The organism is Cellulosimicrobium sp. TH-20, assembly GCF_002105775.1.
GTDB lineage: Bacteria > Actinomycetota > Actinomycetes > Actinomycetales > Cellulomonadaceae > Cellulosimicrobium > Cellulosimicrobium funkei.
The window spans coordinates 994,905-1,014,369 of the sequence record NZ_CP020857.1; the positions used below are offsets into that span (position 1 = coordinate 994,905).

Genomic DNA, 19,465 nt, shown 5'->3' on the forward strand with positions numbered 1-19,465 from the left:
AACCTCCTGTGCCGATCTCCCGGACCACGTCGAGCCCGCGCGTGCGCCGCAGCGTCACCACCACCGCCCTCGTGCTCGCCGCGACCCTCCTCGCGGCGTGCTCGTCCGACCCCGAGCCCGCGGCGACCGGCGCGCCGGCGCCGGACGACACCGCGGCGGGGTACGCCGTCGAGCACGCGCGGGGGACCGCCGAGCTCGACGCGGCGCCGCAGCGCGTCGTGACGCTCGAGCCCGTCGAGACGGACACCGCCGTCGCGCTCGGCGTCGTCCCCGTGGGCGCCGCCGTGCTGAGCGTCGAGGCGGGCGTGCCCGCGTACCTCGGCGAGGAGGCGCAGGCGATCGAGGTCGTCGGCACCGTGCCCGAGCCGAACCTGGAGGCCATCGCGGCGCTCGAGCCGGACCTCATCCTCGGTACGGAGTCGCGCCACTCCGACCTGTACGACCAGCTCGCGAGCGTCGCGCCGACCGTCTTCATGGCGACCCAGACCGACCCGTGGCAGGAGAACGTGCTCCTCGTCGGGCGCGCGCTCGGCCGGGAGTCGGACGCCCAGGCCCTGCTCGACGCCTACGACGCGCGGTGCGCCCAGCTCCAGGAGGACTACGACGTCTCCGGGACGGCGCAGCTCCTGCGTCCGCGCGACGGCATCGTGTCCGCGTACGGGCCGCGGTCGTTCGCGGGCAGCACGCTCGAGTGCGTCGGGTTCGCGACGCCGGAGCAGGAGTGGGGCGAGGACATCTCCGTGGACCTGTCCCCGGAGCGCGTGACCGAGGCCGCCGCCGACCTCGTGCTCGTCTCGGCCGCCGACCCCGACGACGCGTCCGCGGTCCCCGCGGAGATCCCGCTCAACGCCGCGTCCTTCCCCGACGTGCGCGTCGTGGACCAGTCGTCCTGGATCAGCGGCGTCGGGCCGCTCGGCGGGCAGGCCGTGCTCGACGACGTCGAGCGCTTCCTGCAGGACCGTGCCGGCTCCTGACGCGGCGGCCGGGCCCCCGGCGACCGCCGGGAGCCCGGCCGGGTGCCGGTTCCACCGGTCGCCCAACGTGCTCTTCCCGACGACGGTCGCGCGCGTGCACGACGTCGGCCCGCGCCTCGTGCGCGTGACGCTCGCCGGGCCGGACCTCGCCGGGTGCGCCGACGTCGGGCTCGACCAGCGCGTGAAGATCCTGCTCCCGGGGCCGGGCGCGGACCGCCTCGCGCGCCGGGCGCGCCTCGCGGACGAGAGCACGTGGCGCCGCGAGTGGTCCGCGCTCGACGACGACGTGCGCCCCGTCATGCGCTCGTACACGCCCGTGGCCGTGCGCCCGGAGGTCGCGGAGGTCGACCTCGACCTGTACCTGCACGAGCCCGCCGGCCCGGCGAGCGCCTGGGCGCGGCGGGCGGCGGTCGGGGACCGCGTCCTGCTGTCCGCGCCGCACGCGCGGTTCGGCGTGACCGACCATGGCACGCAGTGGGACCCGGGACCCGCCGTCGGGCACGTGCTCCTCGTCGCGGACGAGACGTCCGCGCCCGCGGTGCGCGGGATCCTCGCGAGCCTCGGCCCTGACGTCCGGGCCCACGTGCTCGTCGAGGCCGACGACCCGGCGGACGCCCCGCTCGGGGACGTGCCCGCGACCGTGCGCGTCGAGCACGTGCCCCGCCTGCGACGCCGCGGCGCCGAGCGGGCGGTGCTGGGCGCCGTCCGCGACTGGGCCGCCGTGCACGGCCGGTCCGCGGCCTCCGCGGGCGACGGCTTCTACGCGTGGTGCGCGACGGAGAGCGCCACGGTCGCGCGCGTCCGGGCCGAGCTCGTCGCGGCGGGCGTGGCGCGGTCGCGCGTGCACGCGCAGGGCTACTGGCACGACCGCGCCCGGCCGGACGCGACGGTCAGACGAGGAACGCGACCATGACGACGAACGCGACCAGGAAGAACAGCAGCACCCCGAGCCCGACGAACAGGCCCAGCGCGACCGGGTGCGCCTGACGCCACGGCACGAGCCGGGGGTCCATCGCCCGCAGCTGCACGGGCGTGACCGGCTGGTGGACCGGGTTGAGCGGGACGCCGCGGTGCGCGAGGTCGAGCGCGACGGCCGAGAGCTGGTCGCGGTCCCACATCTGCCCGACGAGCAGGGCGAGGCGCTTCGTCGGCCCCACGACGATGAGGTGGTGCGTCGGCGTCATGCCCCCGAACCCCATGCTGTCGACCGTGACGACGCGCTCGATCTCGGCCACCGTGAACCGCCGCGGCCGGCCCCAGCCCTGGACCGTCACCGACCCGTCGCCGAACGTGACGCGGGAGCGGTCGGTGAAGCGGCGCGCGAGCACGTACGTCAGCGGGATCATCGCGAGCACGACGCACGCGTACCCGAGCGCGAGGGCGAGGTTGCGCGTGCTGATCCCCAGGGAGACCGCCGTGAGCCCGAGGATCGGCACGAGGACCGCGGCGAACGTGAGGTTGGCGCGCAGCACACGGCGCTTGGCGTCGTCGCGCAAGGTCAGCTCCGTCACGGGCGGCATCGTCCCACGGCACCCCACCCCCGCGCCGGGCGGACCGCCCGGACGGTCGGTGCAAGGTTCGACCGTCGGGCGACACGATCGAGACATGACCCGACGACGTCCCCCGTGCAGGACGACGGCCCTCCCGGTGCTCGCCGTGGCGCTCCTCGCCTCGTGCGCCGGGCCGGGCGCCGACGCGCCCGCCCGCCCCGGGGAGGCGTCCGGGCCCGCGCACACGACGGCCGCCGAGCCCGTCCCTTTGCCCGACGGCGCAGTGCCCGCCACCGCGGGGGCCCTGGTCGGCCGCTGGCAGCCCGAGACCGACTACGCGACGGACCCGCACGTCGTGCTCGCGGAGGACGGCACGTGGACCGGGACCGACGGGTGCAACGTCGCGGACGGCACCTGGCGCGTCGGCGTCGAGGGGCGCCTGGTCGTCACCTCGGGCGGGCACACCGAGATCGGCTGCGAGGGCGAGCCGGTGCCGTACCTCCTGGCCCTCTCCTCCCGCGCCGGGCTCGACGGTGACGTGCTCGTGCTCGTCGACCACGACGGCGTCGAGCTCGCGCGGCTGGAACGGGGCTGACTCTCGTGCCGCCCGTCCTGGGCTACCGGTAGGCGTCGGCGCGGTAGGCCATCCGCATCACGGTGACCAGTCGCTGGTCGTCGTCGATGCGGACCAGGACGCGGAACCCGATCCCGACGTACCCGGCGCGCTGGCCGGCGAGCTCGGCCCCGAGCGCCTTCGTCACCCGGTAGGGGTTCGACGCAAGTGGTTCGTCGCAGAAGCGGATCACGGCGTCGGCCAGGCGTGGTGGGAGCTGGTAGAGCATGCGCGCGGCCGGTGGGCTCAGGCGCACCTCCCACCCACCGTCGACGTCGGTCACCGTCGCGAGGCCAGCTGCTCGCGCACCTCAGCGAGGCTCAGGGTGCGGCCCTGCGCCACCGCCTCCTCGGCCTCGGCCATCTCGGCCGCGTGGTCCGGGTCGGACAGCCATGCCAGCGTCTCCATGAGCGTCGCCAGGTCTTCCGGCGCGATCAGCACCGCCGCTGCCTTCCCGTGACGGGTGATCGTCACCGGTTGGTGGGTGCTCTCCACCTCGTCGACCAGGGCGGACAGGTTGGTCTTCGCTTCGCTCATGGGATAGGTCTGCACCCCGTGATTCTAGTCTCTATTCAGACTCGAATTCTAGTCTGAAGATGAGGCGCCTTCTCGGTGTCCATCTGGTCGGTACGGGTGCTCAGGAACCGCGGAACAGGCGCTTGCGCGACCGCGGGTGGCCGGGGGAGCCGGCCGGCAGGTCGTAGGCGCTCGTCCACACCGGGACGTCGTGGGGCGGGAGAGCCCCGGCGCGGACCGCGGCCTCGTGCAGGTGCCGCGCGACGGCGCCGAAGCTCTCGCGGCAGGAGAGCTGGCCCTCGACGAGGGAGAGCATGACGACGGTGCGGTGCGCGGCGGCGTCGGGCTGGACCGTCGCGACGGCCCGCCCGTGGGAGAAGAACGCCGCCGCACGCGGGGTGACGAGGCGGAGCACGTCGAGGTCGTCGAGGAAGAACGCACGGGCCGCGCCCCCGACCTCCCACAACGACGCGCCCTCGCGGTGCGCGACGTCGGACGCCCGGCGCTTCCAGCGCAGCGCGCCGAACGCGGCGGCGACCCACCCGGCCGCCGTCACGGGGTCGGTGGCGAGCGCGAGGGTGCACGCGGAGAACGTCCCCCGCGGCGGGTCGGACGTGATGCCGACGGGAGGGCGGGCCACGCCGTCACCGTAGCCCGCGGAGGTCGGGCCCCTCGCCGAGGGCGGCGAGCGCCCGCAGCAGCACGTCGTGACCGGACCGTGCGGCCCCGGGCAGCCAGGCGGCGAAGACCGCGCCGAAGGTGAGGGGGAGGAGCGCGACGAGCCACGCGACCCCGTTCTGGTAGACGGCGCCGAGCGTCGCGATCCCGGCGGCTGCGGCGAGCCAGATCGCTACCAGCACGAGGTCCAGCACGCTCGGGGCGACCGTCCCGCGCACGCGGACGCCGTCGGGCTCCTCGGTGAGCCGGGCGCGCAGCACGCTGTGCCCGCTCGCGTGCGCGCCGGGGGCCCAGCGGCGGGCGACGAGCACGTCGTCGCGCACGCGGACCCGGACCTCCTGCCCGCGGCGGGGCAGCTCCGCGGCGCGCTGCCGGACGTCGGCGACGGAGACCCGCGGCAGGAGCAGGTCGAGGGGGACGCGGAGCACGGCGCCGAGCCTAGGCCGTCAGCAGCAGCGCGACCCCGGGTTGGCGTCCTGCTCGGCGTGCCGCATGCGCCAGAACTCGCGCTCGGTCATGACGACGCCGCCCGGGTGCACCGCGCGCTGGTGCGCGGCGTAGGTCGCGTACGCGTCGTCGCCCATCACCTGCCGCACGTACCAGCGGACGTGGGCCGCGCCGTCGTGCACGCGGGTCGCGGCACTGCGGAGCCCCGCCACGACGGTCGCGCGGACCGTCGTGGCGGGACCCTGCGTCCCCTGCCGCACCGTCACCGGTGCCCCGTCGCGGCAGGGCGCTTCTCGGGCGGCAGCGCCGCCCACTCCTTCTGGATCGCCTTCTCGGCCTTCGTCGCGAACAGGTCGGCCGGGGCGAACCGGCGCGACGCGACGGGCGGGTCCTCGTGGTTGGCGCCGCCGCCGTCGCGCAGCGCCTTCGCGGTCACGAGGACCGACGCGACGATGACGACGATCGCGAGGACGACGAACACGATCGAGAGCGTGCCCTGGACGAACGTGTTGCGGACGACCGCCTCCATCGCCTCGACCGAGCCGGCGGTTCCGAACGACGTCTCGCCGGCGGCGAGCGCGTCCTTGAACGCGTTGTGGTTGGCCCAGTACCCGACCGCGGGGACGGGGGAGAAGATCTTCTCGATCGACGCCCAGATGGTGATGACCGCGGTGAACGCGAGCGGCGCCGCGACGATCCACAGCCAGCGCTGGTAGCTGCGCCCGCGCTTGGCGACGATCGCCAGCACGACGGCGAGCGCGATGGCCGCGAGGAGCTGGTTCGCGATGCCGAACAGCGGGAAGAACGTGTTGATCCCGCCGAGCGGGTCGGTGACGCCGAGGTAGAGGATGCTGCCCCACCCGGCGACCATGATCGCGGTGCACAACCACACGCCCGGCCGCCACGTGACGTCGCGGAACTTCGGCGACACGTTGCCGAGGGTGTCCTGGAGCATGAACCGCGCGACGCGCGTGCCGGCGTCGACGGCGGTGAGGATGAACAGCGCCTCGAACATGATGGCGAAGTGGTACCAGAAGCCCATCATCGCGGTGCCGCCCACGAGCTGCTGCATGATGTGCGCGAGGCCGAGCGCGAGCGTCGGGGCACCGCCCGTGCGGGACACGATCGACGGCTCCCCGACGGCCTCCGCGGTCGACGTGAGCATGTCCGGCGTGAGGTTGACGCCCATGAGGCCGAGCCCGTTGACGAACGCGACCGCGCCCTCGACCGTGCCGCCCGTGGCGGCGGCGGACGAGTTCATCGCGAAGTAGATGCCACGGTCGATGGAGATCGCGGCGACGAGCGCCATGATCGCGACGAACGACTCCATGAGCATGCCGCCGTAGCCGATGAAGCGCGTCTGGCGCTCCTTCTCGACGAGCTTCGGCGTCGTGCCCGACGCGATGAGCGCGTGGAAGCCGGACAGCGCGCCGCACGCGATGGTGACGAAGAGGAACGGGAACAACGCCCCGGACACGACCGGGCCCGTCTCGCCGCTCGCGAACTCGCTGATCGCGGGCACCGTGATCTCGGGCCGCACGACGATCACCGCGACCGCGAGGACGACGATGACGCCGACCTTCATGAACGTCGAGAGGTAGTCGCGGGGCGCGAGCAGGAGCCACACGGGCAGGACGGCGGCGACGAAGCCGTACACGATGACGCCGACCGCGATGGTCGTGCGGTCGAGGTGGAAGAGCTCGGCGCCCCAGGCGGTGTCCGCGATCCAGCCGCCGCCGACGATCGCGGCGAGCAGCAGCACGAAGCCGATGACCGAGACCTCGGTGATCTTCCCGGGCCGGATGTACCGCAGGTACACGCCCATGAACAGCGCGATGGGGATCGTCATCGACACGGAGAACACGCCCCACGGGCTCTCGCCGAGCGCGTTGACGACGACGAGCGCGAGGATCGCGACGATGATGATCATGATGAGCAGCGACGCGACGATCGCGGCGGTGCCGCCCACGCGGCCGAGCTCCTGGCGCGCCATCTGGCCGATGGTCCGCCCGCCGCGGCGCATGGAGAAGAACAGGACGAGGTAGTCCTGGACCGCGCCGGCGAGCACGACGCCGACGATGATCCAGATCGTGCCGGGCAGGTAGCCCATCTGCGCGGCGAGCACGGGACCGACGAGCGGGCCCGCGCCGGCGATCGCGGCGAAGTGGTGGCCGAACAGCACGTGCCGGTCGGTCGGGACGTAGTCCTTGCCGTCCTCGCGGGCCTCGGCGGGGGTGGCGCGGCGGTCGTCGGGGCGCGTGATGTAGCGCTCGATGACCTTGGAGTAGAAGCGGTACCCGATGAGGTACGTGCACACGGCCGCGAACACGAACCAGATCGCGTTCACGGTCTCGCCGCGGACGACCGCGAGCATGACCCACGCGATGCCGCCGAGCAGCGAGATCGCGGCCCACAGGGCGATCTTCTGCGGCGTCCAGCGGGTGCGCGCCTGTGCTCCGGGAAGCTCCTCGGGCACCGCGGTGGGGGGCAGGGACGGGTCCGGCACGATCTCCGGGTCGTCGTCCGCGGCGTTCCGCGCCGCGCGGGTGTCTGTCGTCATCGAGCCTCTCCAGGGTCGCGTCGTTGCGGTCCGACCACGGAAGGCTAGGAACCGCGGCGGACCGTGATCCACGTCACGGCGGCGGGCGGTCGAGGTGTGCGACGAACGGTGGTCGGTGTGCGACGAACGGCGCGGGAAGAAGGTTGCGCGCGCCTCGTAGCCTGGGGCGGTGCAGACGCTGACGACGCCCCGACTGACCCTCCGCCCCTGGCAGCCCGACGACGCCGACGCCGTCCTCGACATCTACTCCCGCTGGGACGTGATGCGGTACGTCGGGACGACGCCGCGCGTCCTGGAGCACCGGGACGAGGCGCTCGCGCGCGTCGCCGCGTGGGCCGAGGTCGACGACGGCACGCACGGCGTCTGGGCGGTCGTCCCGCGCGAGGACGACGGCGCCGGTCTGCCCGACGGCGCGCCCGTGGGGACCATCCTGCTCAAGTCGATCCCGGCGTCGGGCACGGGCGACCCGCTGCAGCCGTCCGGCGACACGGAGATCGGGTGGCACTTCCACCCCGCCGCGTGGGGCCGCGGGTATGCGTCGGAGGCGGCCTCGGCCGTCCTCGCGCACGCGTTCGCGCGGGGCCTCGACCGGGTCGTCGCCGTGACGCACCCCGACAACGCGGCGTCCCAGGCGGTGTGCCGACGGATCGGCATGACCCCCCGCGGCAGGACCGACGCGTACTACGGCGTGACGTGCGAGCTGTTCGACGTCACCGCGGCGGAGGGGGCACGGGCGGCCCGACCCGCGTGAGGCGGCGGACCGCACCGAGGACGTCGACGTCGTCGTGCGGCTCGGTGTCGAGCGCGCGGTGGATCGTCATGCCCTCGATGAACGCGTCGAGCACGCGGCACGTCGCGGGGTCGAAGTGGCGGCCCAGCGCGGCGCGGCTGCGACGCATCCAGTCGTTGGTGAGCGTCCGGTAGGCCGGGTCCCGCGCCGCGAGCGTGTAGAGCTCGTGCGACAGGACGAGGTCGCGCTGCGTCGCGAAGACGTCGTGCGTGATGAGCGTCGTGACGGCCTGGACGGCCTCCTCGGGCGTGCGCGCGTCGCCCATGCGGCGCTCGAACTGCGCGGCGGCCTCGCGCGTGAACCGGCCGAACGCCTCGCGCAGCAGGTCGTCCATCCCGGCGAAGTGGTACGTCATGGAGCCGAGCGGGACGTCGGCCGCCGCCGCGACGCGCCGGTGCGAGGTCCCTTCGACCCCGTGCTCCGCGATCACGTCGAGGCACGCGTCGATGATGCGGTCGCGGCGCTCCGGGTCGTGGCGGCGCGCGCGGCCCGTCGGGCCGGGAGGCGCGGGGGTCTCGGTCACGGGTCAGATGTTCTCGCGGATCACGCGCGCCGGGTTGCCGACGGCCACGACGTTCGCGGGCAGGTCGCGCGTGACGACGGACCCCGCGCCCACGACGGTGTTGTCGCCGATCGTCACGCCCGGGCACACGATGACCCCGCCGCCGAGCCAGACGTTGTCGCCGAGCGTGATGGGCTCGGCGGCCTCGAGCTTGTCGCGCCGCGGCTGGGGGTCGACGGGGTGCGTGGGGGTGAGGAGCTGGACGTTCGGCCCGAGGAGGCAGTCGTCGCCGACGGTGATCGCCGCGACGTCGAGCGCGGTGAGCCCGGAGTTGACGAATGTCCGGTCGCCGAGGTGCACGTTGCTGCCGAAGTCCACCGCGAGCGGGGGCTTCACGGACGCGCCCTCGCCGAGCGAGCTGAGCAGGTCGGTGAGGATCGCGCGGGCGCCGTCGTCGTCGCCGTCGAGCACCGCCCGGTGGTAGGCGTCGACGAGGCGCAGGCCGCGCTGGACGCCGCGCGCGATCTCCGGGTCGTCGGCGACGTAGAGGTCGCCCGCGGCCATGCGCTCGTAGCTGGTGCGGTCGTCGCCGGCGAAGTAGTCGGTGGTCATGCGCTGGTCTCCTGGGACTCGAGGGTGCGGTCATGGGGGGCGGGGCGGAGCCGCGAGCTGGTGGCGCGGCGCGGTGCGAGGACGCCGGCGAGCAGCACGACGACGACGCCCGCGAGCGGGAGCACGAGCAGGCCGGTCCGCAGGCTCGTGGCGTCGGCGACGAGCCCGACGATCGGCGGCGACAGGAGGAACCCGAGCCGCATGAGCCACGAGACGAGCGTGAGTCCCGTGCCCGCGCGCAGCCCGGGGAGCTCGTCTGCCTGCTGCATCGCGGCCGGGACGAGGGTCGCGACGCCGAACCCGGCGGCGGCGAACCCGGCGATCGTGCCGGGCACGGAGGGGAACGCGAGCGCGAGGCCTGTGCCGAGCGCGACGAGCGCGCCCCCGGTCCGGGCGACGGCGCGCTGGCCGAAGCGGTCCACGAGGCGGTCTCCGACGAGGCGCCCGACGAACTGGGCGCCGACGAGCGCGACGAAGCCGGCGGCGGCGAGCGTCGCGGGGGCGCCGAGCGACCCGGACAGGTAGACCGCGGCCCACGTGCTGCCCGCGTCCTCGACGAGGGTGCCTGCGACGGCGACGAGCACGAGCGCGGCGAGGACGGTGGCCGTGCGGGCGCGGGACGTGCGCGCGAGTGCTGCGCCGGCCCCTGCGGGCTCCGCGCCTGCCGGGGCACCGGCGGGGGTCGCGGCGGTCTCCGCGGCGACGGCGTCGGGCGCCTCGCCGTCGAGCCCAGGCAGGCACCAGCGCAGCGCGACGAGCGCGACCACCGCGAAGAGCGCGCCCGTGATCGCGAGGTGGACGCCGAGGGGCAGGCCGAGCGCGATGGCGGCGGCCGCCATGCCGCCGCCCACGACGGCGCCGACCGACCACAGCGCGTGGAAGCCGTTGATGATCGAGCGGCCGTACCGGCGCTGCACGCGCAGGCCGTGCGCGTTCTGCGCGACGTCGGTGAACGCGTCCATCGCCCCCGCCGCGAACAGCGCGACGACGAGCAGCGGCAGGGCGGGCGCCAGGCCCGCGAGCAGCAGCCCGGCCGCGGTGAGCACGGTGCCGGCGACGGCGACGCGCGCCGACCCGAACCGGCGGACGAGCGCCGCGGCGGCGAGCCCGGCGGTGATGGCCCCCGCGGGGAACGCCGCGACGGCGAGCCCGTAGCTGGCGTTGCCCAGGTCGAGCCCGGCCTTGATCTCGGGGTACCGCGGCACGAGGTTCGCGAACAGCGCGCCGTTCGTGAGGAACAGCGCGGCGACGGCGACCCGCGCGCGCCGGACGTCCGGCGCCGGGCGCGCGAGGGTGGGAGACGACATGCGGACGATCGTACACATCGTGCGTACGGTCGTACATATCCCGGGTCAGCGCCCGGTCAGCAGCCTGTCAGCGAAGGCGTCCCATTCGGTGACCAGGTCCACGGTCGCGGGGGAGCGCAGCCAGCGCAGCTGCAGGCCGTCCATGGCGGCGAGCGTCTCGCGGGCCGTCGTGACGACGGCCGCCCCCAGGAGGCCGTCGGTTCGGGCCGCCCGGGAGAACAGGTCCATGACCCATTCTTCGCGCTGCTGGAAGTAGGTGTAGGCCGGGTGCGACTCGTCGAGGGACTCCCCCTGGAGCACCGTGTACAGGCGCACGATCTCCGGTTGGGTGGCGTTGCGGGCGACGAGCGCGGCGCACAGGTCGCGGAGCCCGACGGGGAGCGGATCGTCGTCGATGGCGGTCACGGGGACTGCGAGGCGTTCGGCGAGCGCGGCCATGTCGACCGCGTCGCGGTGCTCGAGCACCGCGACCAGCAGGCCGTCCTTCGACCCCGCGTGGTGCAGGACCCCGGCCTCGGTGATGCCGCAGTCGAGCGCCACGTCGCGCAGGGTGAGGCCCCAGAACCCGCGCTCGGCGATGAGCCGGCTCGCGGATGCCAGGATCTGTGCGCGGCGGTCTGCCGCGGCCATGCGCGTGCGGGGTCGTGCGCTCCAGGGGGCTGTGGTCATCGCTCCTCGTCGGGTCGTCGTTCGCCACTCTACGCCGGGGCGTCGCGGCTGGTCAGGCGCGTGCCAGTCCCCGCTCCGGCGGGCAGGAGCGCGGCCCGGGACGAAGGGCCCCTTGCCCGGGCGGCTACCACGACCTATCTTACTGAACACCTACTAGGTACTCAGTACCACTCACGACTCACGGACGAGGTGTGCAGGATGACGAGCGACGACGCCGCCGGGACGACGACCGTCCCGACCGACACCGGGGCCTTCGGCCTCGCGACCGACGAGGTGCGCGCAGGCGCAGACCCCGTCGCGCAGGCCACGGGCCTGTACGACCGGCTCACCGACGACGAGCGGCTCTGGCTCCTCGACGGCGACCTCGAGTTCTGGAAGGGGATGCGCTCGTTCGTGGAGGACGGCTACAACGTCTTCCCCTACGTGATGGGCGCCGTGGACCGGCTCGGCATCCCGGGGATCCGGTTCGTCGACGGACCACGCGGGTGCGTCGTCGGCCGTTCGACGGCGTTTCCGGTCTCCATGGCGCGCGGCGCCACGTGGGACGTCGAGCTCGAGGAGCGAGTGGGGCGCGCGATCGGCGCGGAGATCCGCGAGCAGGGCGGCAACTTCTTCGGTGGCGTGTGCATCAACCTGCCGCGCCACCCGGCGTGGGGCCGCTCGCAGGAGACGTACTCCGACCAGCCCCTGCTGCTCGGCGCGCTCGGGGCTGCGCTCACGCGCGGCGTGCAGCACCACGCGATGGCGTGCATGAAGCACTACGCGCTCAACTCGATGGAGAACGCGCGCTTCTCGGTCGACGTCACCGTCGACGAGGCCACCCTCCACGAGGTCTACCTCCCGCACTTCAAGCAGGTGTCGGACGCGGGCGTAGCGGCCGTCATGAGCTCCTACAACTCGGTGAACGGCGAGTGGGGCGGTCAGAACCCGTACACCCTCACCACGGTCCTGCGCGAGGACTGGGGCTTCGAGGGCACCGTCGTCACGGACTTCATCTGGGGCATGCGCGACGGGGCGAAGGCGCTCGCCGCCGGGCTCGACGTCGAGGCGCCGTTCCGCCAGCAGCGTGGTGCATGGCTGCGTGATGCCCTCGAGGACGGCCGTGCCACCTGGGCGGACGTCGAGCGCGCGGGCGTGCGCATCCTCGCGACGCAGCTGCGCCACCACGCCGGGCGCGACGCCGACGAGCCTCGCGGCACCGTCGTGAGCGCCGAGCACGTCGACCTGGCGCGCGAGGCGGCGCGGCGCGCCGTCGTGCTCCTCAAGAACGACGAGGCGTCCGGCGCGCCCGCGCTCCCGCTCGACCCGGCCGCCCTGCGTCGCCTGGCCGTCGTCGGCCGTCTCGCGGATGTCGCCAACACCGGTGACCACGGGTCGTCCGACGTCCGGGCCCCGTACGTCGTCACCGCGGTCGAGGGCCTGCGCGCCGCGATCCCCGGGGCCGAGATCGTCACGGCGGACCCGCAGCGGGGTGCCCCGGCGGCTGCGGAAGCGGCCCGCGGTGCCGACGCGGCCGTCGTCGTCGTCGGGTACACCGCCGCCGACGAGGGTGAGTTCGTCGACGGCTCCGTCGCGACGCGCGAGGACCTCCTGCGCCTCTACCCGGACCCGGTGGACGACGCCCAGCGCGCCGACCGCGACGCCGTCATGGCCGCGATGGGCCAGGGGTTGAGCGTCGTGGGCAGCGGGACCGCGGGCGGCGACCGCCGCGACCTGCACCTGCGGCCCGAGGACGTCGAGACCATCCGTGCGGTCGCGGCGGCCAACCCGCGCACCGTCGTCGTCGTGGTCAGCGCCGGCGCGGTTCTCATGGAGGAATGGGTCGACGACGTCCCGGCCGTCCTGCTCGGCTGGTACGCCGGCATGGAGGGCGGCAACGCGCTCGCCGAAGTGCTGCTCGGCGCTCACAACCCGTCGGGGCGTCTGCCCTACCCGATCCCGGCGTCCGCGGACCACCTGCCGCCCCTCGACATCGACGCGACCGCGATCACGTACGACCGCTGGTACGGGCAGCGGCTGCTGCAGCGCGACGGCGTCGACGCCCTCTTCCCCCTGGGCCACGGGCTGGCGTACACGACGTACGAGGTGACGCGGATCGACGTCGGCACGGTCGACCGCGTCGCGGGCCACGCCGAGGTGCGCGCGACCGTGCGCAACACGGGCGACCGCGACGGCCGCCACGTCGTCCAGGTGTACGGCTCGCGGGCCGACGGCGACCGTGCGGGCGAGCGCGAGCTGCTGGGCTTCGCCGTGGTGGACGTCCCGGCGGGGTCGAGCGTCACGGTCCCGGTGGCGCTCGACCTCACGCCCTTCGGGCGCTGGGACGAGCGCACCCGAGGGGTCGTCGTCGCGGCGGGGCCGGTCGTGCTCGAGGCGGCCTCGTGCTGGGGCGACGCGGGCGCGGCACGGGCGGAGGCCGAGCTGTGACCGCGACCGGACCCGGCGCCGTCGCGCCCGAGGTCGTCAGCGAGTGGTCCGGCACCGTCGAGGACGGTCAGCAGCCGCGCCGGCCGCTGCGCGTCGGCGTCGCCCTCGCGCTGGGCGTGGTGCTGTGGCTCGGCCCCTACCTGGGCGTCAACGCCGTCCTGCTCCCCGCGCGCGTCGCAGAGATCGCTCCGGCGAACAAGGAGGCGGTCGTCGCGCTCCTCGCCACGAGCGCGATGGTGGTCGCCACGATCGCGAACATCCTGTTCGGCGCGCTCTCCGACCTCACACGCTCGCGCTGGGGGCGGCGCACGCCGTGGATCGTCGTCGGGTCGGTCGCGTCCGCGGCGATGCTGCTCGTCGTGGGCTCGGTGCGCAGCGTCGGGCTGCTGGTCGTCGCGTGGTGCGTCTACCAATTCTTCCTCAACGCGATCGTCGCGCCGCTCATCGCCGTGATCTCCGACCGTGTCGCCCCGCGTCACCGCGGCACGATCTCGTCCGTCTACGCCCTCGGGTACTCCGCGGGCCTCTACGGCGGGCAGATCGTGGGCGCGCAGTTCCTCGGCTCGCTCACCGGCGGTTTCACGGTCCTGGCCGCCCTGACCCTGCTCTCGGGCCCGGTCGCCGCCCTGCTCATGCGCGAGGGCTCGAGCCTGGGCATGGCCCGGCGCCGTCTCGACAAGCGGATGCTGCTGGACAACTTCTCGTTCCCGCGGCGCGGTGCGCGCGACTACTACCTCGCGCTGTTCGGGAAGTTCCTCATCATCGCCGCGACGTTCGCGATCTCCGGCTACCAGCTCTACATCCTCACGGACTACATGCGCCTCGGCGAGGACGAGACCTCGCGGTACGTCTCGCTGGTGTCCCTGTTCCTCATGATCACGGCGCTCGTGATGTCGGCCGTGGCGGGCCCGGTCTCGGACCGCCTGCGGCGACGGCGGCTGCCTGTGGTCGTGGCGGCCGTGCTCGTCGCGATCGGCGCGTTCGTGCCGTTCGTGTCCGCCGAGCCCTGGACGATGCTCGTCTACGGGCTCGTCGCCGGCATCGGCATGGGCGCCTTCAACGCCGTCGACCAGGCGCTCAACGTCGAGGTGCTGCCCAATCCGGAGACGGCCGCGAAGGACCTGGGCATCCTCAACCTCGCCAACACGGGTGGGCAGATCCTCGGACCGGTCCTCGCGGCTGCCGCGATCACGGCGCTGGGCTACCACGCGATGTTCCCCGTCGCGGCTGTGCTGGCCCTCGTCGGTGCGGTCCTCATCCTGCTCATCCGGTCCGTCCGCTGAACGGAGGAGCTCTTCCGGCCGGCGTCGTGCGTCACGTGCGCAGGCCCGTGACGCACGATGCCGGTGCTCGAGGGCGCGGCGCCGTGGTCTGCGCCTAGGCTGGCGGACATGGACACCGAGGAGCGCCTGGCCGTCTTCATCGACTACGAGAACCTCGCGCTCGGGGCGCGCGAGCACCTGGGCGGCATGACGTTCGACTTCGGCCCGATCGCCGACGCGCTCGCCGTGCGCGGGCGCGTCGTCGTGCGGCGGGCGTACGCGGACTGGTCGTACTTCGACGAGGACCGTCGCTCGCTCACGCGGCACCAGGTCGAGCTCATCGAGATGCCCCAGCGCATGGGGGCGTCCCGCAAGAACGCCGCCGACATCAAGATGGTCGTCGACGCGATCGAGATGGCGTTCGAGCGCGACTACATCTCGACGTTCGTCATGTGCACGGGGGACAGCGACTTCTCCCCGCTCGTCCACAAGCTGCGCGAGCTGAACAAGCGCGTCATCGGCGTCGGCGTCGAGAAGTCGACGTCCCGCCTCCTGCCGCCCGCGTGCGACGAGTTCCTGTTCTACGACCGGCTCGAGGGTGTCGACGTCCCCGACGAGCCGGAGCCCCGCTCGGTCCGCGGCGGGCGCGCCGGGGCGGCGTCGGGCGGCGCGAAGGCGAAGCGCACCGGGGGTCGCACGTCCGGGCGCCGCAAGGCGACCGAGATCGCCGAGCCGGAGGTCGAGACCCCGGCCGCGGCGGCGCTCGCGGAGCTCGGCGAGGCCGTCGGGCGCTCGTCGCGCCGGGGCGAGCCCGTCGTGACCGAGAACGCCGAGGTCGACGGCGAGACGACGTCCGTCGAGCAGCCGACCGACGAGCCCGCGCTCGTCGCGACGACTCCGGAGACCGACGACGACGCGCCGTCGGGCGAGGACGTCCCGATGGAGGTGCGCGTCGCGCAGACGCTGGCCGACCTCGAGGCGTCCACGAGCGGCCCGGTCACCGCGTCGGTGCTCAAGCGCACGCTGCTGCGCAAGGACCCGACGTTCAGCGAGGCGGACTACGGGTTCCGCAACTTCGGCGAGTTCCTGCGGTTCCTCGCCGACCGGAGCTTCGTGGAGCTCGCGCCCGGCCCCGCGACGGGCGACCCCGAGGTGTCGTTGCCCGCGCAGGGCGACACGGACCAGGCGTTCGCGCTCGTGCGCGACGTGGTCCGCGAGGAGGGCGGCTCGACGGTCCTGTCCGGGCTGAAGAACGCCATCCGCAAGAAGCGCCCCGACTTCAGCGAGAAGGCGCTCGGGTACCGCGGGTTCCTGCAGTTCTGCAAGGCGGCGCAGGCCGCCGGCGCCGTCGACCTCGCCTGGGACGACGACGCCGACGACTACCGCGTGACGGTCGCCTGACGCTCACTCGGCCGTGGCGCCGGGCGCCGGGGACCACCCCGGCGCCCGGTCGCGGCGCTCGGACGGGCGACCGCTCCCGCGTGGCGGGTCGCGGTCAGCGACCGACGAAGGCGAGCAGCGCCTCGTTGACCTCGGCCGCGTGCGTGACGAGCAGGCCGTGGGGAGCGCCCTCGACCTCGACGTACTCGGCGTCCGGCACGAGCTGGCGGAAGCGGCGCCCGGTCGCGTCGATCGGCAGGATGTTGTCCTTCGTGCCGTGCAGGATCAGCGTCGGCTTGCCGGCCGCGCGGACGGCCTCGACGTCGGCCCGGAAGTCCTCGATCCAGGTCGGCACGACCGCGTACGCCGCGACGGGCGCAGACCCGATCGCGGTGATCCAGCTCGCGTGCACGGCGTCCTCGCTGATGCGCGTCCCGAGGTTCTCGTCGAGGTTGTAGAAGTCCTTGTAGAACTGCGTGTACCAGGCGTAGCGGTCGGAGCGCGCGGCCTCGACGATGCCGTCGAACACGGACTGCGGGACGCCCTCCGGGTTGTCGTCGCGCTGGACGAGGAAGGGCTCGAGCGAGGCGAGGAACGCGAGCTTGGCGACGCGCTCGTGCCCGTGGTTCTTCACGTAGCGGGCGAGCTCGCCGGTGCCCATGGAGAAGCCGACGAGGATCACGTCGCGCAGGTCGAGCGTCTCGAGGACGGTGTCGAGGTCGGCTGCGAACGTGTCGTAGTCGTAGCCGCTGCCGACCTTGCTCGACGCGCCGAACCCGCGACGGTCGTAGGTGATGACGCGGTGGCCGGCGTCGAGCAGCTCGCGCTTCTGCAGCTCCCAGCTGTGGCCGTCGAGCGGGTAGCCGTGGATGAGGACGACCGGCTGCCCGGCGCCCTGGTCCTCGTAGTAGAGCTCGATGTCGGTGGAGTTCTCCTGCCCGACGGTGATGTACCCCATGGTCGTGCTCCCTTCGCGACGTCGGGAGAACGATCGTTCTCCCGTGAGTCGCTACACTAGAGAACGATGGTTCTCCGCGCAAGCGGTACGACGTGAACAGGAGATGAGCGATGCTCGACGACGCGAGCGCCCGCGCGGCCGTGGTGGCCGCGGCCGACCGGCTGTTCTACGCCCAGGGCGTGCAGTCCGTCGGGATGGACGCCGTCCGCGCCGAGGCCGGGGTGTCGCTCAAGCGCATCTACTCGCTCTTCCCGTCCAAGGACGACCTCGTCGTGGCCGTGCTGCGCCAGCGCACGCGCCGGTGGGACGAGGGGATCGCGCAGGCCGCCGCGGGAGCGGCCACGCCCCGCGACCGCCTGCTCGCGGTGTTCGACTTCCTCGACGCGTGGTTCCGCGAGGACGGCTTCCGCGGGTGCGCGTTCATCAACTCGTTCGGCGAGCTGGGCGCGACGTCGCCCGGCGTCGCCGCCGCGGTGCGCGAGCACAAGGAGTCGTTCCAGCGGTACGCGCGCGACGTCGTGCGCGAGGCGGGCCTGCCCGACGACGTCGCGCTCCAGGTCGTGCTGCTCGCCGAGGGCGCCCAGACGACGGCGGCTATCACGCAGGACCTCGACGTCGCGCGCCAGGCGCGCCGGGCGGCCGAGGCGATCCTCGACGCGGCGGTCCCTGCGACCGCCTGACGTCCCGGGGCGTTCCCGGGGCGGTCGGGCCGCCCGCGTGCCCGGGTGGCGGGGAAGCGAGATGGGAGCGATCCCACGACACGCCGAGAGAGCGCTTGCTCGGCGTGTTCGCGCCGCCGTAGGGTCGCGGACGGAGGGCCGAGGAACGGCCCCCGCCCGGTGCAGAGTCGCGCCGAGAGCATGTCCCGCACCGTGGCGAGACGCAGGCGGCACCGCCGCCGGACCTGGAGGAACGATGGACCTCGCACGTCACCGCTCCCTGACCCCGCCCACGACCCCACCCGGCACCTCTGTCGGGCCCCGACCCCGCGCCCGGCGGCGCCTCGCGGGTGCGCTCGTCGCCGCGCTCACGGCCGCCGCGGCGGCGCTCGCCGTCACCGTGCCCGCGACGTCGGCCGCCGCCGCACCCGGCGACCTCCTGTGGTCCGACGAGTTCGACGGCGCGGCGGGCTCGGCGCCGAACCCCGCCGTCTGGAACCACGAGACCGGCGCGCACGGGTGGGGCAACGCCGAGCTCCAGAACTACACGGCCTCGCGCGCCAACTCCGCGCTCGACGGCCAGGGCAACCTCGTCATCACCGCGCGCCGCGAGGGCGACGGGTCGTACACGTCGGCGCGCATGACGACCCAGGGGAAGTACCAGCCGCAGTACGGGCGCATCGAGGCGCGCATCCAGATCCCGCGGGGCCAGGGGATCTGGCCGGCGTTCTGGATGCTCGGCGGGAGCTTCCCCGGGACGCCGTGGCCGTCGTCGGGCGAGATCGACATCATGGAGAACGTCGGGTTCGAGCCGCACCGCGTGCACGGCACGGTGCACGGCCCGGGGTACTCCGGCGGCTCCGGCATCACGGGCATGTACCAGCACCCGCAGGGCTGGTCGTTCGCGGACACGTTCCACACGTTCGCGGTCGACTGGAAGCCGGGGGAGATCACGTGGTTCGTCGACGGCCAGCAGTTCCACCGCGTCACGCGCGCGAGCGTCGGCGCGAACGCCTGGGTGTTCGACCAGCCGTTCTTCCTCATCCTCAACGTCGCGGTCGGCGGGCAGTGGCCGGGCTACCCCGACGGCACGACCCAGCTCCCGCAGCAGATGAAGGTCGACTACGTGCGCGTCTACGACAACGGCTCGGGCTCGTCGAACCCGGGGAACCCCGGCACCGGCCTGCCCACGGGGACCGGCGCGGTGCGTGCCGCGAACGGCATGTGCATCGACGTCCCGTGGGCGGACCCGACCGACGGCAACCCGGTGCAGATCGTCACGTGCAGCGGCAACGCCGCGCAGACCTGGACGCGCGGCTCCGACGGGACCGTCCGCGCGCTCGGCAAGTGCCTCGACGTGCGCGACGGCTCGACGACGCGCGGCGCCGCCGTGCAGGTGTGGACGTGCAACGGGACCGGCGCGCAGAAGTGGGCGTACGACGCGGGGAGCAAGGCGCTGCGCAACCCGCAGTCCGGGCTCTGCCTCGACGCCACGGGCGGCGCGCCCCTGCACGACGGCCAGCGGCTGCAGACCTGGACGTGCAACGGCACCACCGCCCAGCAGTGGACGCTCTGACACCCGGCTGACCTGGCGACCGCGGCGACCGGCCGCGCGGGCGGG

General features: G+C 74.0%; 21 protein-coding genes. 9 read left to right on the forward strand and 12 right to left on the reverse strand.

Features of this window, described 5'->3' with window-relative positions; translation table 11 throughout:
* Positions 1–8: 8 nt before the first annotated feature.
* Entirely contained in the window at positions 9–974 is a 966-nt protein-coding gene (locus tag B8281_RS04510) for an ABC transporter substrate-binding protein (RefSeq protein WP_232322672.1), read from the forward strand.
* Positions 961–1,887: a siderophore-interacting protein gene (locus B8281_RS04515; RefSeq protein ID WP_085387034.1), complete on the forward strand. Its 927-nt coding sequence runs from the start codon at positions 961–963 to the stop codon at positions 1,885–1,887. The genes B8281_RS04510 and B8281_RS04515 overlap by 14 nt, the downstream gene beginning before the upstream one ends.
* On the opposite strand, the gene B8281_RS19415 is transcribed toward B8281_RS04515, so the two are convergent.
* Entirely contained in the window at positions 1,865–2,485 is a 621-nt protein-coding gene (locus B8281_RS19415) for a hypothetical protein (protein ID WP_085387035.1), read from the reverse strand. The two genes, B8281_RS04515 and B8281_RS19415, sit on opposite strands and share 23 nt — an antisense overlap.
* 94 nt (positions 2,486–2,579) lie before the next feature.
* On the opposite strand from B8281_RS19415, the gene B8281_RS19420 reads away from it, so the two are divergent.
* Positions 2,580–3,059 carry an META domain-containing protein gene (locus tag B8281_RS19420; RefSeq protein WP_198163145.1) on the forward strand — a complete coding sequence of 160 codons (480 nt, stop codon included), beginning with the start codon at positions 2,580–2,582 and terminating at the stop codon, positions 3,057–3,059.
* 22 nt (positions 3,060–3,081) lie between these two features.
* On the opposite strand, the gene B8281_RS04530 is transcribed toward B8281_RS19420, so the two are convergent.
* The 6 genes from B8281_RS04530 to B8281_RS04555 form a co-directional block, all read right to left on the reverse strand.
* A complete protein-coding gene (locus tag B8281_RS04530; RefSeq protein ID WP_034653831.1) occupies positions 3,082–3,360 on the reverse strand; it encodes a type II toxin-antitoxin system RelE/ParE family toxin in 279 nt (92 codons plus the stop codon).
* The gene (locus B8281_RS04535; RefSeq protein WP_034653834.1) at positions 3,357–3,629 is read right to left on the reverse strand and encodes a type II toxin-antitoxin system Phd/YefM family antitoxin; all 273 of its coding nucleotides are present in this window, start codon (positions 3,627–3,629) and stop codon (positions 3,357–3,359) included. Before B8281_RS04535 ends, B8281_RS04530 begins: the two co-directional genes overlap by 4 nt.
* 85 nt (positions 3,630–3,714) lie before the next feature.
* The gene (locus tag B8281_RS04540; RefSeq protein ID WP_085387037.1) at positions 3,715–4,233 is read right to left on the reverse strand and encodes a hypothetical protein; all 519 of its coding nucleotides are present in this window, start codon (positions 4,231–4,233) and stop codon (positions 3,715–3,717) included.
* 4 nt (positions 4,234–4,237) lie between these two features.
* On the reverse strand, positions 4,238–4,699 hold the full coding sequence (locus B8281_RS04545) for a hypothetical protein (protein WP_085387038.1): 462 nt from the start codon (positions 4,697–4,699) through the stop codon (positions 4,238–4,240).
* An 18-nt stretch (positions 4,700–4,717) separates the two neighbouring features.
* Positions 4,718–4,984, reverse strand: coding sequence for a YbdD/YjiX family protein (locus tag B8281_RS20080; protein ID WP_074803792.1), 267 nt, complete (start codon positions 4,982–4,984; stop codon positions 4,718–4,720).
* Positions 4,981–7,278, reverse strand: coding sequence for a carbon starvation CstA family protein (locus tag B8281_RS04555; protein ID WP_021481587.1), 2,298 nt, complete (start codon positions 7,276–7,278; stop codon positions 4,981–4,983). The genes B8281_RS20080 and B8281_RS04555 overlap by 4 nt, the downstream gene beginning before the upstream one ends.
* 169 nt (positions 7,279–7,447) lie before the next feature.
* On the opposite strand from B8281_RS04555, the gene B8281_RS04560 reads away from it, so the two are divergent.
* A complete protein-coding gene (locus B8281_RS04560) occupies positions 7,448–8,029 on the forward strand; it encodes a GNAT family N-acetyltransferase (protein WP_009863291.1) in 582 nt (193 codons plus the stop codon).
* Here B8281_RS04560 and B8281_RS04565 read toward each other — a convergent pair.
* Genes B8281_RS04565 through B8281_RS04580 form a run of 4 tightly spaced genes read right to left on the reverse strand, consistent with a single transcriptional unit; the run spans position 7,989 to position 11,158 of the window.
* Positions 7,989–8,591 (reverse strand): TetR/AcrR family transcriptional regulator, encoded by a 603-nt coding sequence (locus B8281_RS04565; protein WP_085387039.1) that lies wholly within the window; start codon positions 8,589–8,591, stop codon positions 7,989–7,991. The genes B8281_RS04560 and B8281_RS04565 overlap by 41 nt on opposite strands.
* Before the next feature lie 3 nt (positions 8,592–8,594).
* Positions 8,595–9,182 (reverse strand): sugar O-acetyltransferase, encoded by a 588-nt coding sequence (locus B8281_RS04570; protein ID WP_085387040.1) that lies wholly within the window; start codon positions 9,180–9,182, stop codon positions 8,595–8,597.
* Positions 9,179–10,489 (reverse strand): MFS transporter, encoded by a 1,311-nt coding sequence (locus B8281_RS04575; protein ID WP_085387041.1) that lies wholly within the window; start codon positions 10,487–10,489, stop codon positions 9,179–9,181. The genes B8281_RS04570 and B8281_RS04575 overlap by 4 nt, the downstream gene beginning before the upstream one ends.
* Positions 10,490–10,534: 45 nt before the next feature.
* Entirely contained in the window at positions 10,535–11,158 is a 624-nt protein-coding gene (locus tag B8281_RS04580) for a TetR/AcrR family transcriptional regulator (protein WP_021482984.1), read from the reverse strand.
* A gap of 198 nt (positions 11,159–11,356) precedes the next feature.
* Here B8281_RS04580 and B8281_RS04585 point away from each other — a divergent pair, with 198 nt between their 5' ends.
* From B8281_RS04585 to B8281_RS04595, 3 genes are all read left to right on the forward strand, one after another.
* Positions 11,357–13,585 carry a glycoside hydrolase family 3 C-terminal domain-containing protein gene (locus B8281_RS04585; RefSeq protein WP_085387042.1) on the forward strand — a complete coding sequence of 743 codons (2,229 nt, stop codon included), beginning with the start codon at positions 11,357–11,359 and terminating at the stop codon, positions 13,583–13,585.
* Positions 13,582–14,868: an MFS transporter gene (locus B8281_RS04590; protein WP_043654445.1), complete on the forward strand. Its 1,287-nt coding sequence runs from the start codon at positions 13,582–13,584 to the stop codon at positions 14,866–14,868. The genes B8281_RS04585 and B8281_RS04590 overlap by 4 nt, the downstream gene beginning before the upstream one ends.
* Positions 14,869–14,976: 108 nt before the next feature.
* Positions 14,977–16,248, forward strand: a complete 1,272-nt coding sequence (locus B8281_RS04595) for an NYN domain-containing protein (RefSeq protein WP_043654448.1) — start codon at positions 14,977–14,979, stop codon at positions 16,246–16,248.
* Between the two features lie 94 nt (positions 16,249–16,342).
* Here the strand turns inward: B8281_RS04595 and B8281_RS04600 are convergent, their stop codons facing one another.
* On the reverse strand, positions 16,343–17,185 hold the full coding sequence (locus B8281_RS04600; RefSeq protein WP_043654451.1) for an alpha/beta fold hydrolase: 843 nt from the start codon (positions 17,183–17,185) through the stop codon (positions 16,343–16,345).
* Between the two features lie 110 nt (positions 17,186–17,295).
* On the opposite strand from B8281_RS04600, the gene B8281_RS04605 reads away from it, so the two are divergent.
* Together B8281_RS04605 and B8281_RS04610 are read left to right on the forward strand one after the other, a co-directional pair.
* Positions 17,296–17,865, forward strand: a complete 570-nt coding sequence (locus B8281_RS04605; protein ID WP_085387043.1) for a TetR/AcrR family transcriptional regulator — start codon at positions 17,296–17,298, stop codon at positions 17,863–17,865.
* Positions 17,866–18,100: 235 nt separating this feature from the next.
* Positions 18,101–19,420, forward strand: coding sequence for a glycoside hydrolase family 16 protein (locus B8281_RS04610; RefSeq protein ID WP_085387044.1), 1,320 nt, complete (start codon positions 18,101–18,103; stop codon positions 19,418–19,420).
* Positions 19,421–19,465 lie beyond the last annotated feature (45 nt).

What these genes read in the sequence shown, in the direction of transcription:
- B8281_RS19420 (WP_198163145.1), top strand. Translation starts at nt 2,580, where the DNA reads ATGACCCGACGACGTCCCCCGTGCAGGACGACGGCCCTCCCGGTGCTC.
- B8281_RS04555 (WP_021481587.1), bottom strand. Translation starts at nt 7,278, where the DNA reads ATGACGACAGACACCCGCGCGGCGCGGAACGCCGCGGACGACGACCCG.
- B8281_RS04570 (WP_085387040.1), bottom strand. Translation starts at nt 9,182, where the DNA reads ATGACCACCGACTACTTCGCCGGCGACGACCGCACCAGCTACGAGCGC.
- B8281_RS04575 (WP_085387041.1), bottom strand. Translation starts at nt 10,489, where the DNA reads ATGTCGTCTCCCACCCTCGCGCGCCCGGCGCCGGACGTCCGGCGCGCG.
- B8281_RS04580 (WP_021482984.1), bottom strand. Translation starts at nt 11,158, where the DNA reads ATGACCACAGCCCCCTGGAGCGCACGACCCCGCACGCGCATGGCCGCG.
- B8281_RS04585 (WP_085387042.1), top strand. Translation starts at nt 11,357, where the DNA reads ATGACGAGCGACGACGCCGCCGGGACGACGACCGTCCCGACCGACACC.
- B8281_RS04595 (WP_043654448.1), top strand. Translation starts at nt 14,977, where the DNA reads ATGGACACCGAGGAGCGCCTGGCCGTCTTCATCGACTACGAGAACCTC.
- B8281_RS04600 (WP_043654451.1), bottom strand. Translation starts at nt 17,185, where the DNA reads ATGGGGTACATCACCGTCGGGCAGGAGAACTCCACCGACATCGAGCTC.
- B8281_RS04605 (WP_085387043.1), top strand. Translation starts at nt 17,296, where the DNA reads ATGCTCGACGACGCGAGCGCCCGCGCGGCCGTGGTGGCCGCGGCCGAC.
- B8281_RS04610 (WP_085387044.1), top strand. Translation starts at nt 18,101, where the DNA reads ATGGACCTCGCACGTCACCGCTCCCTGACCCCGCCCACGACCCCACCC.